We start from the raw sequence: 15950 nt of genomic DNA, 5'->3' as shown, positions 1-15950 counted from the left end.
CGGTCTTTGCGTCTTTATTAACGAATTTTGCTTAAGGTGTGTTTAGAAATGCCAGCTAAAACAATGGATGAACTCGTCTCCCTATGTAAACGTCGCGGATTTATTTTCCAAGGCAGTGAAATCTACGGTGGTATGCAAGGTGCTTACGATTACGGTCCGCTAGGTATTGAATTGAAAAACAACCTAAAAGCCGCTTGGTGGCGCTCAATGGTTTACGAGCGTGATGATGTTGAAGGCTTAGACGCTGCCATCATTCAAAACAAACACGTTTACAAATACTCAGGTCACGAAGACACGTTCACCGATCCAATGGTCGATTGCCACGAATGTAAGTCTCGTATGCGCGCCGACCACATGAAAGACATTAAAGTGTGTGATAACTGTGGTTCAACGAATGTTACTGCGCCACGTGATTTTAACCTGATGTTTAAAACGAACGTTGGGCCAATGGTGAACGAAGAGTCTTACACTTACCTTCGACCAGAAACTGCACAAGGTATCTTCACCAACTTCAAAAACGTGGTCGATTCTACTTCTCGTACCTTGCCATTTGGTATTGCACAGATAGGTAAATCTTTCCGAAATGAAATTACGCCACGTAACTTCATCTTCCGTGTTCGCGAGTTCGAACAAATGGAATTGGAATTCTTCTGTAAGCCAGGCGAAGATGAAAAATGGCATGACTTCTGGGTCAACACTCGTAAACAGTGGTGGTTGGATCAAGGTCTAGCGGAAGAGAATATCCAGTTTGAATACGTGACTGGTGATGACTTGGCACATTATTCTAAATCGACTGTGGATATCTTGTACAAGTTTCCACATGGTTTTGAAGAATTAGAAGGCGTGGCGAACCGTACCGATTACGATCTAGGTTCTCATACTAAAGCTCAAGAAGAATTCGGTCTTTCTGCAAAAGTGAAGAAGAACGAACATTCAACGGCTAAACTGGCAATTCGTGATCTGGAAGAAAATAAGTGGGAAGTGCCTTTCTGTATCGAACCTTCTGCGGGCTTAGATCGTGGTCTATTGGCTGTGATGACAGAAGCTTATACAGAAGAAGAGCTACCAAACGGTACGACTCGTACGGTTCTTAAGTTCAAACCGCATCTAGCACCGATCAAAGTCGCTATTATGCCGCTTAAGAAGAATAAGCCAGAAATCGTTGCGCTTGCTAAAGAATTGAAGAACAAGCTACAGAAGCTTGGTCTTGGCCGTATTCTTTATGAAAACACGGGTAACGTAGGTAAAGGCTACCGTCGTCACGACGAAGTGGGTACGCCAATCTGTGTCACTGTCGATTTTGACTCTATTGAACAAGAAGGCGCGCCAGTAACGGTTCGTGATCGTGACACAATGGAGCAAATTGTTGTGCCAGCGGCAGAATTGCCAGCTTACGTGATTAATTACTTCATCAACCAAAACTAATTTTTGTTGATGGCAAAAAAACCACGCCTTTGGAGGGCGTGGTTTTTTTGTGTTTGCCTTATTGCAAATGTAGGTTTAAAAAAACCTTAGAATACGTAGTTTACAGCGGCGCTATATCGACGGCCATCTGCAACATATCCATATTCATCATAAAGAATTTCTTCGTCAAGTAGGTTGTAGATCCCTGCTTTAAGCGTGAATTCTTGTGTTAATTTATAAACTATGCCTGCGTCAAGAATGGTGCTAGATGGTGCAACAATGGCGCTGGATGAAGGGCCGGTATTTGGCTGACTTTCTTCCCCACGGTAGGTTAATCGTCCCCATGAATTAAGCTTTTTTGTATTCTGCCAATTTAATCCTGCGCTAAATAGATGTTTTGGGAGTTGAGTCAGAGGTTCTCCTTTATACTCACCTGTTTTTTGTTCTGAATGGGTGAAAGTATAGCTAGCATTAATATCCAAGCTTGCAGTTAGGCCTTTAGTAATACTTGCTTCAATTCCTTGCGTTACGGCTTCATCAACGTTTATCCGATATGTTGGATCGGCCCCATAGGTGTTAGCACCATCGGTACAAATAGTTGTAGGGCATGTTACTCGTGTAATTTTGTCTTTGAAGTCATTATGGAAAATAGTAAAAGATGCGTTTAGTTGATTTGCGCCATTATAATTTAGACTGATTTCTTTGCTAATGGACGTTTCAGGTTTTAAGTCTGGGTTGCCATATATGTTGCCACCACGGCTAGTCTGTCCCCAGTCAGAGGTGATTTCCCTTAAAGTTGGAGAGCGAAATCCCCCAGATACCCCACCTTTTAATATCCAGTCAGATGACATTTGCCATACACCATATAAGCGAGGGCTAATGTGGTCACCAAAGTTTTCATCATGATCTAAACGAGCGCCACCTGTGATGCTTAATTCATCCGTTGCGTACCATTCATCTTCTACAAAAATAGCCGTTTGAGTTGATTTGATTTGTGTGCGATCAGAGATAGTATTGGAGTCTTGGTCGTTCAATTCAGCATGTTCAAAGTTGGCGCCAACTGTGAATGTTTGCGAATCGAATGGCATCACAAAACTGGTTTTTGCCGAGGTATTAGTAATACTGATATCGCGTCCTTGGTTATCTGTTTTTTCACGTTGAATAAAGGTTTCTGTTGTACCTATATCCCAACGCCCTGTATGAGATATAGCGAAATGGTCTTCAACTGTTTTTGTATTTGAGTCAGTACAACCACCACGACAACCTTCAGTTGCCGCCGTTTTTCCCATTAAGGAAATACGTCGTTGATTTGTTTGACCTGCTTCTAATGTAAAATCGTGATTGCTGTTGGGTGTAAAGGTTAATTTTGTGGATAGGCTGTTCAAATCTTTATCTTCATAGCCGTTTAAAATATTGTCTTCATCACGGCTATAGTTGCGACCATATATTTGTATACCTAAATAGTTTTCAATCAGAGGGCCTGCTATGTTGAAACTGGTTTGTTTGTAATCTCCCGAATCGTCGTTTTCTTGAAAGGTCACGTCTTGTTGAATACTACCGGACCATTCCGATCTTACTTTTCGTGTAATGATGTTAATAACACCGCCAATCGCGTCGGAACCATACAGTGTCGACATGGGGCCTCTTACAACTTCGATTTGCTCTATAGCATCTAGAGGGGTAGCCAATCTGTTTCATAACCAGCATTTCCATTAGGGCGACTCTCACGGCTGGATATGCGTTTACCATCAACGAGTAGCAAAGTATAATTTGCAGGCATTCCACGTAAGCTGATATCAACACCACCATCACCTGCTCCGCCACCAGTAACAACAACCCCAGGAACGTTTCGTAATGCATCAGTAAGATCTGTGTAAGATTGCGATTCAATTTCTTCTCGACTAATGACACTCACTGATGCTGGAGCGCTTGCGACTTCTTGCTCATAGCCTGCAGCCGTTACAACCAATTTATCTAGGTCGACACTATTTTCTTCGGCTAGTAGCGTTGCGGAATGCGTTGTAGCACTAATGATGGTAGCAAGAACGGTAAGTTTATAGTGACGGTGTGAAGGGGTCATTATGAACATTTTCTCCATAGTTGAAAGGGAACTAATTTTGTATAATTGAATCTTAAAAGATATTAAGAATGCTTATCATTTGTATTATCTAGTAATGTGATCGATTTGTGGTGGTACGTTTTGTTCCTCTTTGCGCAACATCAGCAAAGTTAAGGACCAAAGCTGTTTCTTGCTGCTAGCAGGAGAGATCAGCACTTCGTATTGGCGTTCTGGAATATCTTAAAAGTTGGATCTGAGGAAAATGAATGTACGATCTAAATGAAGTAAGAACGTTTGTGTCTGTTATGGAGACAGGCAATTTAAAAGAAAGCGCTCAACAATTAGGGGTATCAAAATCCACTTTGAGCCGCCGTATTAGCCATTTAGAAGACGCTTTAAAACAGCCTTTACTTCGTCGACAAGCCAATCGTTTAATTGCCAATGAAGCTGGCATCAAATTTTTGCCCTTTGCTAAGAAAATGCTGAATGTCGCAGACGAAGGTCATAAGGCGGTTGAAGAATTAAAAGAAGAGGTCAGTGGATCCATTGTGGCGTATGTTCACACAACTCTGGTGAGAGGCTGGTTTACAGGGTTGATGTTTGATTTTCTGGATGAGTTTCCTCAGGTCAATATTGAAATTCGGACAGGCAATCAGCTTTTTCAAGAGATAAAAAGCAACGATATTTGTGTGTGGGTGGGGGAACCAACTAACGATCAGTTGCGATCCGAAAAAATTGGCGAATTAAGTCAAGGTTTGTATGCCAGTACGGCCTACTTGGAACGTATCGGTATGTTAAATCATCCAGCGGAACTGAATCATTTTGCGTGGGTTGATACCTTAAAAAATGATCAAAACAACATTACATTGGATCACGAAACACAGGGTAATGTGTCATTTGAGTTACCGCCATCTCGTCTTACGGTGGATCAGTATGCGTTGCATGCGGATGCCATAGCTCGTGGAAAAGGCGTCGGATTATTGCCGCATTATTTTGCGAAAAAACATCTACACCGTCATCCAGACGTGTTTGTTTCCTGCTTACCTGAATGGAAAGGGAAAACCTTACCTGTGTACCTGCAATACCCTTTTGGGCATTTGCCGAAAAAAATGCAAACTTTAATTCAGCATTTGCGTGAAGAGGCGAAAGCGTTTTATTAAGCCGCTTTGCCTCTGTGTTGTATTACTGCGTCGCTTTCCACCAAGGTGTCAGTGGTGGGAGCGTATCTAAAGAAAATACATGGCCAAACTTCGGTGTGCTTAGGGCCACGTTTCGATTTTCTGCCTCATTGACCACCCGATCAAATGGGTCGTGCCAAGTATGAAAGGCCAAATCGAAAGTACCATTATGGATTGGCATCATCACCTTACCTTGTAAGTCGATATGAGCTTGCACACTTTGTTCTGGCGTCATGTGAATATCCGCCCAGTCTTTATCATAAGCGCCTGTTTCTACTAAGGTTAGGTCAAATGGCCCATATCGGTCACCAATCGCTTTAAAGCCTGCAAAATAACCTGAGTCTCCACTAAAGAAGAGACTTTCCTTCGGCGTTTTAATCACCCAAGATCCCCACAGTGTTGAATTGCCATCGCCCATGCCACGGCCAGAAAAATGCTGCGTAGGCGTAAAAGCAATCAAACCTTGGTGAGTTTGAAGCTCTTGCCACCAATCGAACGTGATGATCTTATTGGCCTCAATCCCCCAATTAATTAAGTCGCCATCTATGCCTTTTGGAACCAAAAATTGCTGTGTTTTGGCCATTAAAGCTTTGATGCTTGCTTTGTCCAAATGATCATAATGATTGTGAGAAATCAGTACTTTATCGATAGGGGGTAAATCTTTTAGGTCAATCGGCGGTTGATGGAATCGTTTTGGCCCAACGAACGAAAAAGGCGACGCACGTTCTGAAAAAACGGGATCAATTAGCCAATACTCACCATACACTTTCAACAAAACGGAAGAGTGACCAAGTTTCACCAAATGCAGCGCGTCGTTGCTCAGAGCGTCCAAATCGGCTCGTTGCATAGGCACGACAGGGATCGTAATGTCAGGTGTTGTATCGACTTTTTTCTCAGTAAAAAATCGCACCCACAAAGCGGCTGTGTCTTTAAAAGACAAGGGAGTTCTTGGTTGTTCATTATGGAATTTATTGCCATAGAAATGCTCAGATTCTGCATTCGCAGTAGGAGCTGGTTTGGCGACTAAATTTACATTAATAAAATAAATGGCAAGACCAAGCATGGCTAATACAGACAAAATGACTTTAATGGCTAACATTAATAACTGCACCCTTTAACGAGAAAGTAAGTAGTAAGCTGTCTATAATTTGGGCTAATAGTGGAATTGCAACGCGTTCCTTAAAATTAGACAAACATGCTGGCCGCTTTTCCTTATTTCTTTTAAATGCGCTTACATACTATAGAGGTAATGATATCTGATACCTCTTCGTAGCTATCAACAACCCAATCTGCACCGGCATCTATCAGCTTTTGTTTATGGCTGGGATTTTTTGCGTGGGAGCCAGCCGTTAGCCCAATGCACAACATATCGGCTCGTCGAGCGGCTTCTATTCCTGCTGGGCTGTCTTCAATCACTAAAGTTCGGTCAGCCGTGCTTTTCATTTTTGCAGCAGCAAAAAGAAATAAATCTGGAGCAGGTTTGCCATATTTCACCATGGTGTAAGAAAAAACATTGCCCGTAAAATACGCTTTAAGCTGAGTGGCTTCTAAACTAACATCGATCCGCTCTGGGTGAGAGGAAGAGGCGACACAGCAAGGTATTGTTAATGATTCAATAAACGCTTCTACACCAGTAACAACTTGAAGCTCGGCTTTAAAGCGAGTAAATAAGTGCATGTTCATGTCGTCTATTGATGCTTGTGTTAGTTCAACGCCTTGAGTTGCAAAAAGCTCTTCTTGTGCAGATTTCATGCTGCGCCCTTGGAATTGCTGAATGACTTGACTTTTGCTCAGGGCGCCGCCTTGCGCTATGATCAAATGATGTAAGGCGTCAATGGACAGCAATTCGCTGTCCACCAAAACCCCGTCACAATCAAAGATAATCAAATCGATGGATGTCTTATTGATACTTTGAGCATTTCTGATTCTACTTAACATATGGACTGAAGCTCCCTAGCAGCAGATTGCAGCTTGAGAAACGCCAAATAGCGGCCTTCGTGTTTCTGGTGTTCCGCGGATAGGTTAGGTGGATATCTCTCCCCGAAAGAAGACATGGCTCTCATTGCACTTTCTACGTTGGAGTGCTTGCCAGCTGCAACCGCTGCTAACATAGCTGTACCAAGCAACACTGGCTCATCCGCCTTGGGTGCGATTACTTCTTTGCCAATGGCATCGGCAATAAGCTGGCGAACTAGAGGGTCTTGACCAGCTCCCCCGCTGATTACGACATGCGCTATGTTTAAGCCTTGGTTTGCTTGTGCCTCAATAATTTGACGCAAGCCGTAAGCAAGACCACAGATGCCAGCAATATAAAGCGTAATCAGACTATCAATGGATTTATCCATGTCCAACCCCGCGATAATCGCCCGAGCATTTGGCTCTGCAAATGGCGCTCTATTGCCTAGAAATTCAGGAACTACATGTACATTTTTCGCCAAATTAACGGCATCACTGGCGTGACTTATCTTGGTTTGCGCTTGTTTAGATAGCCAAACACTTAAAGGAAAGCCTGCATCTTTGGCAAGAAGGCTTGCCTTTGGTGCCGCCGGGTGCATTGATACCAGATGATCAATCGCCGCACCGGCGGCAGATTGCCCCGCTTCGTTTAGCCATGTTCCCGGAATCATTGCCGAAAAATACGGCCCCCATACACCGGGAACAGTCGTCGCCGACGAGGATGTGGTTAATGTACAAGCTGATGTCCCAAACACATAAGCCAAACACTCTGCAGGCGATGCTGTACCTTCTTCTGTTCGTGCACCGACAGAGCCAACGCCACCAGCATGAGCATCAATCAATCCTGCCGCGACGGCGGTACCCGCGAGTAATCCAAGTTGTTCGGCTGCATCATCAGTCAATCCATCGGCTAGTGCGGTTCCCGGCGGAACAATATCCGTACCAATTTTAGAAAATTGCGTCGCGGACAGTTCCTCCAATCCAATGGCTTCGAAATAGGAGTTATCCCAGCGATTTTCATGCGCCAAATAGGTCCATTTACACACTACAGTGCAAATGGAACGGGCCAGTGACCCTGATGCGCGAAAGGTGAGATAATCGGTCAAGTCAAAAAAGTGCTGAGCATTGTGATAGGTTTCAGGTAGATGTGTTTTCAACCACAATAACTTTGGTGTTTGCATCTCAGGGGATATGCGGTTTCCCACATAATTTAAAACCGAGTGACCAAGATTGTTGATCATACGAGCTTGCTCCGTAGCTCGCTGATCCATCCACACCATCACATTACGCTCTGCTATGCCATGCTCGCCAACAGGCAGTGACTGATTGTCCTGCCCCATAACGACTAATGAACAAGTGGCATCAAAAGACAGTCCGACAATCGACTTAGTCGGTAAAGCTGAAGCCGATACAACTGCTTTTACAGAGGTGCAAATAGCCTGCCAAATGTTTTCTGATGACTGCTCAAAACGCGCATTGTCATCTTGAAAGGTCGTAATGTCCTGTTTGACGACGTGCAACATGTTGCCTTGTAAATCGAATAAACCAGCGCGCGCGCTTCCTGTCCCAACATCCACACCAATCACATAGGACGCAGACACATCATGCAATAATTGGCTCATTTATAAATCCACACTGTTAGGTAAAATAACAAGGTCACGTATTGTTATGTTGGCGGGTCTTGTCAACATAAAGACAACCGAATCCGCGACAGCGTCAGGTTGCATTAAGCTCCCATTGGCAAGCGCCTCTTCCATTTTGGCTTTTGGCCAATCATCCAATAGTGCCGTCACCACAGGCCCCGGTGCTACGGCGCCAACGCGAATAGAGTGAACACTTAATTGGCGACGAAGTGTGTGTACGAATGCCTGAATAGCGTGTTTTGATGCCGTATAAATAGGCTCCCAAACAACAGGAACAATGCCGGCAATGGAGCTGGTGACAATAATGTCGCCGCCTTTTTGTGCGATTAAATGAGGCAAAACCGCATGCACAGAGCGAAATACCGAATTGATGTTAAGATTCAGCATACGGTCCCATTCGTCAGGATTGCCATCTGCGAAAACGCCACCAACATAACCTCCTGCGTTTGCGTGGAACGCATCTAAACGTCCCTCGGTTAAAGACAAGATGCCTTTTAGCATATGGTCAACATCGTCGTTATTCAAAAGATCAACCACTAAAGGAAGGGCTCTATTCCCCAATTCCTGACACGCATTTTCTAATGCCGTTGCAGATCGATCAATCAGCACAACCTCAGCACCAGCTTCAATAAAGGCTTTTGTGCATGCTAGGCCAATTCCTGATGCAGCGCCCGTTATCGCAATAACTTTTCCATCTAAACTTGTATTCATAACCATTACTCCTAAACGATAACGTTATTTATGCTTTACCGTGAGAAACACGACTTTGACGAGCGACACTGTCCACGATGACTGCGATGGCCAATACTGCGCCTGTGATCATGTAACGGTGAGAGGATGAAAGGTTGAGCAGTGTTAAGCCATTGGCAATGGATTGAATTACAATAATCCCCAGTAATGCCGACCAAGCAGAACCACGACCACCAAATAAACTGGTTCCGCCAATAACAGCAGCAGCAATCGCGTTTAAATTGACATCCCCAGTACCCGCTTGCTGGCTTGCTGAAGCTAAACGAGAGGCCGCTAACACACCGCCTAACGCCGCTAAAGATGAACACAAGACAAAGGCGCTGATATAGATGGCTTTAACATTAATACCGGCGCGACGAGCCGCTTCGGCGTTGCCGCCTACCGCAAACATATAACGACCCCATTTCGTTCTCGTTAGGGCGTAATCCATCGCAATAACCAACAGGACAAACAGCGCAAACATCCATGGCACGCCACGAGATTGATTTAGATAAAATGCCGCCGCTTGCAGAGCACAGGTAACAATCAAGGCTTTGAATAAAATGCTATTCAGACTTTTGGCGGATAGGTTGACGGATTGACGTTTATTACGGACACGGTTGCCCATAGCAACAATCACAAGACCTGGAACGAAGGCAAAAGAATGCGCCGCCCATGCAGGCATGATCATGAGTTGACCAAAATTCACCATAGAAGAACCATACGGCAAATTGATGGAGCCTGTTGAACCTAGTATCAGCAGCTGGAATCCCAACAAGGCCATTAATCCAGACAGCGTAGACACAAAACTTGGCATCCCAAACTTGGTTCGCAAGAACGCGTAACCAAAGCCCATCATGGCGCCCACACACAAACTTGCTCCAATTGCCAAAGCCAACGGCCAGCCTTGGTTTACCCATAAAACACCCAGTAAAGCAGAACCAACACCGCTCATGGAACCAACGGAAAGGTCAATCTCGCCGAGCATCAAAACACAGACAATACCTAAGGCGATAATGCCCACAGTTGAGCAATCAAACAGCAGATTCACTAGGTTATTAGGTGATAAGAAAATAGGGTTGATTGCGGTAAAAATACTCCAAATTAATACCAAACCAATCACCACTGGCAGAGAGCCTAAATCGCCCGATTTGATTCGATCAATAAAGGCGTTAATGCTGTCTGAGACGCTATCAGAATGCGTGACACGCACATCACTTCGGTCTAAATAGACGGTTTCTTTTACGGGTTTGTTGATTGGGTCGCTCATGGTAACTCCTCGACTTGTTGCTCAGCCGCGGCTAAACGTTTTGCTCTTCTGGAAACAGCATTGTCTGTGGCGCCAGTGATTGCGCCAATTAACTCTTCGTTGGATGCCTCTGCATTAAACACACCGTTATTCTTACCCAGTCGTAACACCACCACGCGATCGGCAACGGCTCTTACGTCTTGCATGTTGTGAGAAATCATAATCACACCCAAGCCTTTGGCTTTAACGCGTTCGACTAGGTTTAGCACTTCGGCAGTTTGGGCGACGCCTAATGCAGCTGTCGGTTCGTCAAGCATGATGATTTTGGGGTTTGATAATAATGAGCGTGCAATCGCCACCGTTTGACGTTGGCCGCCAGACAAAGAGGCCACCACATCGCGTACGCTAGGAATGCGCGCCGCTAGCTCGTTTAATAAGGTCCATGAGGTGACTTCCATTTCTGTTTCATCCAGGTGTAAAGGGCTTTTTTCTTGTCCCAAAAAATATTGGCGACAACATCTAAGTTTTCACACAGAGCAAGATCCTGAAAAACCGTAGCAATGCCTAACTCCAAAGCATCACTAGGGCCGCTCATGACCACTTCTTTCCCTTCAAAATGAATCGTGCCAGAAGTCGGTGAATGGGCGCCTGCTAAGGTTTTAATAAGCGTGGATTTCCCTGCTCCATTGTCACCTACTAGGGCAACCACTTCGCCGGGATAAACATCAAGATCGATATCAGTGAGTGCGGCAACCGCACCAAAATTTTTAGAAACTTTACGCAAACTTAGAATAGGCTGAAGCCCTTCTAAACGCGCAGAAGCGTTGGAAGACATGGTTTTCTCCACTGGGATTATGTTAGGAAAAACGCCGCTCTGGTCTATCGAGCGGCGGAGCATTCGTGTTTCAGCGCGTCGTTATCGCCAAATACCTAGCTCTTTACAGCCGGCTAAATATCGACCAGTACACACATCACCTGCGAAGGTAACACCGCTATCAAAGACGATTTCTTTGATGTTTTCGCGAGTCACGACTTCAGGAACGAAAAGCTCCGAAGGTGTGTTATACAGAGTCGTTTTAGCAACAGGTGTGATTCCATTAAGCATTTGCACAGCGACATTGGCCGCGGCGGCGGCAACGATTTCAGAAGGTTTGGAAATCGTATTGTATTGATCACCTGCAATGATCAGCTGAAGTGCCGCGATCGTCGCGTCATTGCCCGTAACGGGAGGAAGAGGATTTACTCCAGCGGCTTTTAGCGCGGCAATGGCTCCCCCACCCGTACCATCATTCGCGGCAACCACACCTAAAATATTGGAACCGAAGCGAGAGATTTGACCATTCGCCCATGTCTGCGCTTTTGGTGGCGCCCAATCCGGCGTGTCGTACTCAGCCAGTGTGGTGTACCCGCTGTTGTCTAGGCCTTCGTCAATGCCGTCACGGATTAACCCCGCTGCTGCATCGGTAGGAGAACCGTTAATCTGCAGAATCCCGCCTTTGTCTTTTGGTACGCCCATTTTTTCCAAATGTTTAACGAGACTTTCCGCAATGGCTTTGCCTATGCCTTTGTTATCAAAAGAAACATAGAAGTCAGCGGCTTTTCCGGGAATAGGGCGGTCGTAAGCAATGACTTTAACGCCCTGGCTCTGAGCCAAGTTCACTAAAGAGGCAGCGGCACTGGAATCCACAGGGTCAAGTACAATGACTTTGGCACCTTGTGCGATCACAGAGTTAAATTGTTGTTGCTGTAAAGTCACATCGCCATTGGCATTTTGATAGATTAATTTACAGTCTGAACAGAGTTTATTCATGGCGGCTTTAAAGCCTGGGAAGTCATGTTCTTCGTATCGAGTTGATGCCTGATCTGGCATCAAGAACGCCACGGTTGACGATGCTTCAGCGTGTGCTGATAAGGCGCCAAACGTAGCGGCAAGCGTAGTAAAACCGATTGTTTTTATTGCTATAGATTTCATTACTTACACTCCGATCAATAATTTAGGCGAAAGTCGCCCACAACAGCCAAATGAGTGGCTGATGTTTTGTTACCCTGTCTTGCTCTATTGGTTATAAAATTCAGATGTAATACACTGAACACGGCTTTCAAAACTGCTGCAACAGTGATGGAAGTCGGTTAGACATCTTTATTGAGTGCTAACCTTAGCTAAGGTGTAGGGTTAATGGGTTATGGTAAAACGTCAGTGTTACCGGCTTCTTTTTCGCTTCTTAACTCTGCATCTTGGCCTCCTTATTTAGATTTCAACAGTTGTAATTTAAAGGATCGTAATCCGATCGCTCTCCATTTTTAGAGTCTTAAATCTACTTTTCTATTTTTTTCACTGAGTGGCGCTCTATCAGCGTTGCATCAAGAACTGTGGCATTGGGATCTATGTTTTTTCTGTCCGAATCAATGCGTTCTAGCAATTTAGACCATGCACTTGCAGCGACTTCTTCAACAGGCTGACGTATTGCGGTAAGGCTGGTACTTCTTGCAGACATCCAAGCGTAATCATCGAAAGCCACTAAAGAAATGTCTTGTCCGACTTTGATGTTGCATTCTGCCAATGCGGTAAGTGTGCTCAGTGTCGTGACGTTGGTTAGCGCGAATATGGCCGTCGGCTTGGGATGGTTTGCCAACCAGTCTGCGATTTTTATCGCCCCGCCCTCTAGCTCCGAGCCTAATTCAATGACATCAGGCTTGGCTAAGTTGGCTTTTTCTATGGCTAAAAAAGCCCCTTCCACCCGCTCTCGAATCGGTGGAAAGGACAAATTTGATGCTGCAATTAAGATGTTTTCATGGCCAGCATGAGTGAGGTGTTGGCATGCCATTTCACCAGCAGATCGATTGTCTATGGTGACGGTATCAAAGGGCGTTGCGTGAACGGCGACACGGTCAATTAATACCGTAGGACAAAGGTGTCTTAAATTAAGCAGTGATTCTGATAATTGACCAGAGCAAGGAATGGCGATCATGCCTGCCGGTTTCCAGCTCATTAAGGCTTTTACGCGTGACGCTTCCACATCATCACGATCATGAGAACTTGCCACAATGACATCGTAACCATGTTCAAAAGCCAAGTTTTCAAGGTGGGAAACAATGGTAGCAAAAAAGGTATCTGTGATATTTGGCACCAACACCGTCACTACTTTATTGCGTTGTGAACGAAGTTGGGACGCAGCGCGATCCACTTGATAGCCGAGTTGAGCCGCAGCGTTGCGTACTCTGTCTTTTAGTTCGTCATTAACAGGTTTTTTGCCAGAAAAGACGTTAGACACTGTTGCCGTCGACACATCGGCTAATTTGGCGACTTCACGGATTGAAGGCTTTCTCATTGTAAACGTACCTTTTTTTGTATTTGTAGTTAAACGTTTAACAGCTGTAAGGCTAGCAGATGATTAATGGGATAGGCAAGCTTTTTGTAAAACGTTTAACTGTGCTTTAAATTTGCGTCACTAAACAAGATCATAGTCTGTCTTGCAAGCGTATTTTACTTTTTTAAAGCCAATCAAATCGGTCGTTTCTGACATTTTTGTCAGAAAAATATCCATGCTAAGTCAGTCCTGAACCTCTAATATGAGAGAGCAATGTCATTTTAAGCTGTTTAGTGAGAAGCGTTATGAGACTACTTTTGGTCGAAGATGAGGAAAAAACCTCAGCCTATATCAAGCGAGCATTAAAAGAACTTGGCTTTAATGTTGATGTGTCAGTTGATGGTTTAGATGGCTTGCATCTAGCCATGGAGCATGATTATGAGGCGATTATTTTAGACGTCATGCTACCCGGTTTAGATGGTTATAGCATTTTGGATCGGTTACGAGGTCATAAAAACACTCCCGTTATTATGCTGTCGGCCAAAGGCTCTGTAGAAGAACGTGTTAAGGGGCTACGTCACGGTGCGGATGACTATTTATGTAAGCCTTTTTCTTTAAGTGAGCTGGTGGCTCGTATTCAAGCATTGCTAAGAAGGCAGCAAGTGGATGGCGCAGAAATGACGCATTTAAGCATTCATGATTTGCAGCTGGATTTAATCGCGAGAAAAGTCACCCGAGGCAATGACCGTTTAGAGCTAACCGCAAAAGAGTTTGCGTTGCTTAGTTTGTTGGTCAGAAATCAGGGCAAAATATTGTCGAAAATGATGATTGCGGAGCAAATATGGGACATGAATTTTGACAGCGATACCAATGTGGTAGAGGTCGCCGTGAAACGTTTAAGAAGTAAGGTCGATTTACCTTATACAGAAAAATTAATACACACGGTTCGAGGCATGGGTTACGTGCTTGAAACGAGAGACTAATTTAGATCGAAATTAGGTGATTGTAGGTAGAAGATTGTTATGAAAACCAGCTCCATTGCCAGCCGATTATCCATTATGTTTGCCTTGTGCTCCATGCTTACATTATCTGCTTATGGCTTATTACTAAGGTCGTCTTTGGACGATTCATTGACCAAGCAGATGCACAATGAACTGATATTCAGAGCCAATTTAATTGAGCCTTGGATAGGCTCGCGCACTAGCCCAGACGCGTGGCAACGCTTGGTAAAAAAACTTGCTGATTTAACGGAAGCTGAGGGAGGGCGTGTTAAGTATTGGGTGTTTGATTCGGATTCAACCGTATTGCTCGGCGATAACAGTTTGACTGAAATGGGACAAGTGCCGCTAACGGAGGGATTTAGCCTGATTTCATCGAACAGCGCGATGTCATCAGATCATTATCTCTACACGACGTTTACTTCGTTTGATGATGAAAACAAAGAGTTACGTTTTTCTGTTTCTATTGACTCAACCGCCTATGTGGGAACGCTGAATGAGTTTACCCGAACGTTAGTCTTAATCAGTATTTTTGGCATCTCGCTGGTGGCGTTACTGGGGTTCGGTATTTCGACGATGGGCATGAGGCCAGTCAAAAAGCTCAGTTTACAAGCAAAAACATTCGAGCCAGGCAACTATGATAAACGTTTAGATACCACTCAACTTCCCACTGAGTTACAAACATTGGCGATGTCTTTTAATGGTGTTTTAGATCGACAAAAAGTCGCATGGCAACAGCTCGAAAGTTTCAATGCTGATGTTGCTCATGAACTGAGAACACCGCTGACCAATTTGATCGGACAAACTCAGCTTAGTCTGTCTCATCAACATGACATAGCGGAGCTAGAAGACTTGCTCGGATCGAACTTAGAAGAGCTCGAGCGTATGACGTCGATTGTGAATGACATGCTTTTTATGTCACATGCCCAAGCTGGGGAAATCGCAACGCAAATCACTACTGTGTCATTACACCAAGAAGCGCAAAAAACCTTGGACTATATTGAAACCCTGCTCGAAGAAAATAACCTTACTGTTGAAATCGAAGGTGATGCGATCGCCTGTATTGACCATCGGCTTTTCCATCGAGCCTTAGCCAACCTGCTAGGCAACGGTGTTCAACACGCGCGTCACAACTCAACGATAAAGGTGACGATTCAACAAGACAAAAACCTTGCTTCGGTTGCTGTTTCGAATCAGGGCGAGATGATAGAAAATCAACACTTGGAGCGGTTGTTTGAGCGTTTTTATCGCGTCGATTCGTCCCGAAGTGGCAGCCATATCCACCACGGATTGGGGCTTTCTATCGTGAAGGCTGTTGCGTTAATGCACAAAGGCAATGTTTTTGTGCAGAGTGAAAATGGTAGTAATACTTTCGGCTTTACCTTAGCACTGGATCAAGAAAATTCTGACAAAAACGTAAGCTAGC

Annotated in this window: 15 protein-coding genes and 1 pseudogene; 4 read left to right on the top strand and 12 right to left on the bottom strand. The window is 44.6% G+C overall.

The window, feature by feature from the left end; all coding sequences use genetic code 11:
* Positions 1-48: 48 nt before the first annotated feature.
* Positions 49-1425, top strand: coding sequence for a glycine--tRNA ligase (locus N5P32_RS10460; RefSeq protein WP_265729019.1), 1377 nt, complete (start codon positions 49-51; stop codon positions 1423-1425).
* A gap of 86 nt (positions 1426-1511) precedes the next feature.
* On the opposite strand, the gene N5P32_RS10455 is transcribed toward N5P32_RS10460, so the two are convergent.
* The 3 genes and pseudogenes from N5P32_RS10455 to N5P32_RS18040 all read right to left on the bottom strand — a co-directional run bounded on the left by N5P32_RS10455 (position 1512) and on the right by N5P32_RS18040 (position 3484).
* A complete protein-coding gene (locus N5P32_RS10455) occupies positions 1512-3041 on the bottom strand; it encodes a TonB-dependent receptor domain-containing protein (RefSeq protein WP_409371098.1) in 1530 nt (509 codons plus the stop codon).
* Positions 3042-3092: pseudogene (locus N5P32_RS18045) on the bottom strand (hypothetical protein); the annotation flags it as partial.
* Positions 3077-3484, bottom strand: a complete 408-nt coding sequence (locus N5P32_RS18040; protein ID WP_322783858.1) for a TonB-dependent receptor plug domain-containing protein — start codon at positions 3482-3484, stop codon at positions 3077-3079. The pseudogene N5P32_RS18045 and the gene N5P32_RS18040, both read right to left, overlap by 16 nt.
* Positions 3485-3729: 245 nt before the next feature.
* Here N5P32_RS18040 and N5P32_RS10450 point away from each other — a divergent pair, with 245 nt between their 5' ends.
* Positions 3730-4623 carry a LysR family transcriptional regulator gene (locus N5P32_RS10450; RefSeq protein ID WP_265729018.1) on the top strand — a complete coding sequence of 298 codons (894 nt, stop codon included), beginning with the start codon at positions 3730-3732 and terminating at the stop codon, positions 4621-4623.
* Between the two features lie 22 nt (positions 4624-4645).
* Here N5P32_RS10450 and N5P32_RS10445 read toward each other — a convergent pair whose 3' ends face one another.
* The 9 genes from N5P32_RS10445 to N5P32_RS10405 form a co-directional block, all read right to left on the bottom strand.
* Positions 4646-5740: an MBL fold metallo-hydrolase gene (locus tag N5P32_RS10445; RefSeq protein ID WP_265729017.1), complete on the bottom strand. Its 1095-nt coding sequence runs from the start codon at positions 5738-5740 to the stop codon at positions 4646-4648.
* Between the two features lie 122 nt (positions 5741-5862).
* On the bottom strand, positions 5863-6579 hold the full coding sequence (locus N5P32_RS10440) for an HAD family hydrolase (protein WP_265729016.1): 717 nt from the start codon (positions 6577-6579) through the stop codon (positions 5863-5865).
* Positions 6573-8219: an FGGY-family carbohydrate kinase gene (locus N5P32_RS10435; protein ID WP_265729015.1), complete on the bottom strand. Its 1647-nt coding sequence runs from the start codon at positions 8217-8219 to the stop codon at positions 6573-6575. Before N5P32_RS10435 ends, N5P32_RS10440 begins: the two co-directional genes overlap by 7 nt.
* Complete coding sequence (locus N5P32_RS10430) at positions 8220-8951, bottom strand: SDR family oxidoreductase (RefSeq protein WP_265729014.1); 732 nt, start codon at positions 8949-8951, stop codon at positions 8220-8222.
* 28 nt (positions 8952-8979) lie between these two features.
* Positions 8980-10239, bottom strand: a complete 1260-nt coding sequence (locus N5P32_RS10425) for a sugar ABC transporter permease (protein ID WP_265729013.1) — start codon at positions 10237-10239, stop codon at positions 8980-8982.
* Entirely contained in the window at positions 10236-10676 is a 441-nt protein-coding gene (locus tag N5P32_RS10420; protein WP_265729012.1) for an ATP-binding cassette domain-containing protein, read from the bottom strand. Before N5P32_RS10420 ends, N5P32_RS10425 begins: the two co-directional genes overlap by 4 nt.
* Entirely contained in the window at positions 10649-11053 is a 405-nt protein-coding gene (locus tag N5P32_RS10415) for an ATP-binding cassette domain-containing protein (RefSeq protein ID WP_265729011.1), read from the bottom strand. The genes N5P32_RS10420 and N5P32_RS10415 overlap by 28 nt, the downstream gene beginning before the upstream one ends.
* Positions 11054-11134: 81 nt before the next feature.
* Positions 11135-12190, bottom strand: a complete 1056-nt coding sequence (locus N5P32_RS10410) for an ABC transporter substrate-binding protein (protein ID WP_265729010.1) — start codon at positions 12188-12190, stop codon at positions 11135-11137.
* Between the two features lie 343 nt (positions 12191-12533).
* Positions 12534-13547: a LacI family DNA-binding transcriptional regulator gene (locus N5P32_RS10405; RefSeq protein ID WP_265729009.1), complete on the bottom strand. Its 1014-nt coding sequence runs from the start codon at positions 13545-13547 to the stop codon at positions 12534-12536.
* Positions 13548-13831: 284 nt separating this feature from the next.
* Here N5P32_RS10405 and N5P32_RS10400 point away from each other — a divergent pair, with 284 nt between their 5' ends.
* Both N5P32_RS10400 and N5P32_RS10395 read left to right on the top strand, forming a co-directional pair.
* Positions 13832-14509, top strand: coding sequence for a heavy metal response regulator transcription factor (locus N5P32_RS10400; protein ID WP_265729008.1), 678 nt, complete (start codon positions 13832-13834; stop codon positions 14507-14509).
* Positions 14510-14548: 39 nt separating this feature from the next.
* A complete protein-coding gene (locus tag N5P32_RS10395; protein WP_265729007.1) occupies positions 14549-15949 on the top strand; it encodes a heavy metal sensor histidine kinase in 1401 nt (466 codons plus the stop codon).
* Position 15950 lies beyond the last annotated feature (1 nt).

The organism is Marinomonas pontica, from assembly GCF_026191375.1.
Taxonomy (GTDB): Bacteria; Pseudomonadota; Gammaproteobacteria; order Pseudomonadales; family Marinomonadaceae; genus Marinomonas; species Marinomonas pontica.
The sequence above is the reverse complement of the archived record's forward strand: the minus strand, read 5'-3'. Positions and strand labels throughout refer to the sequence as shown.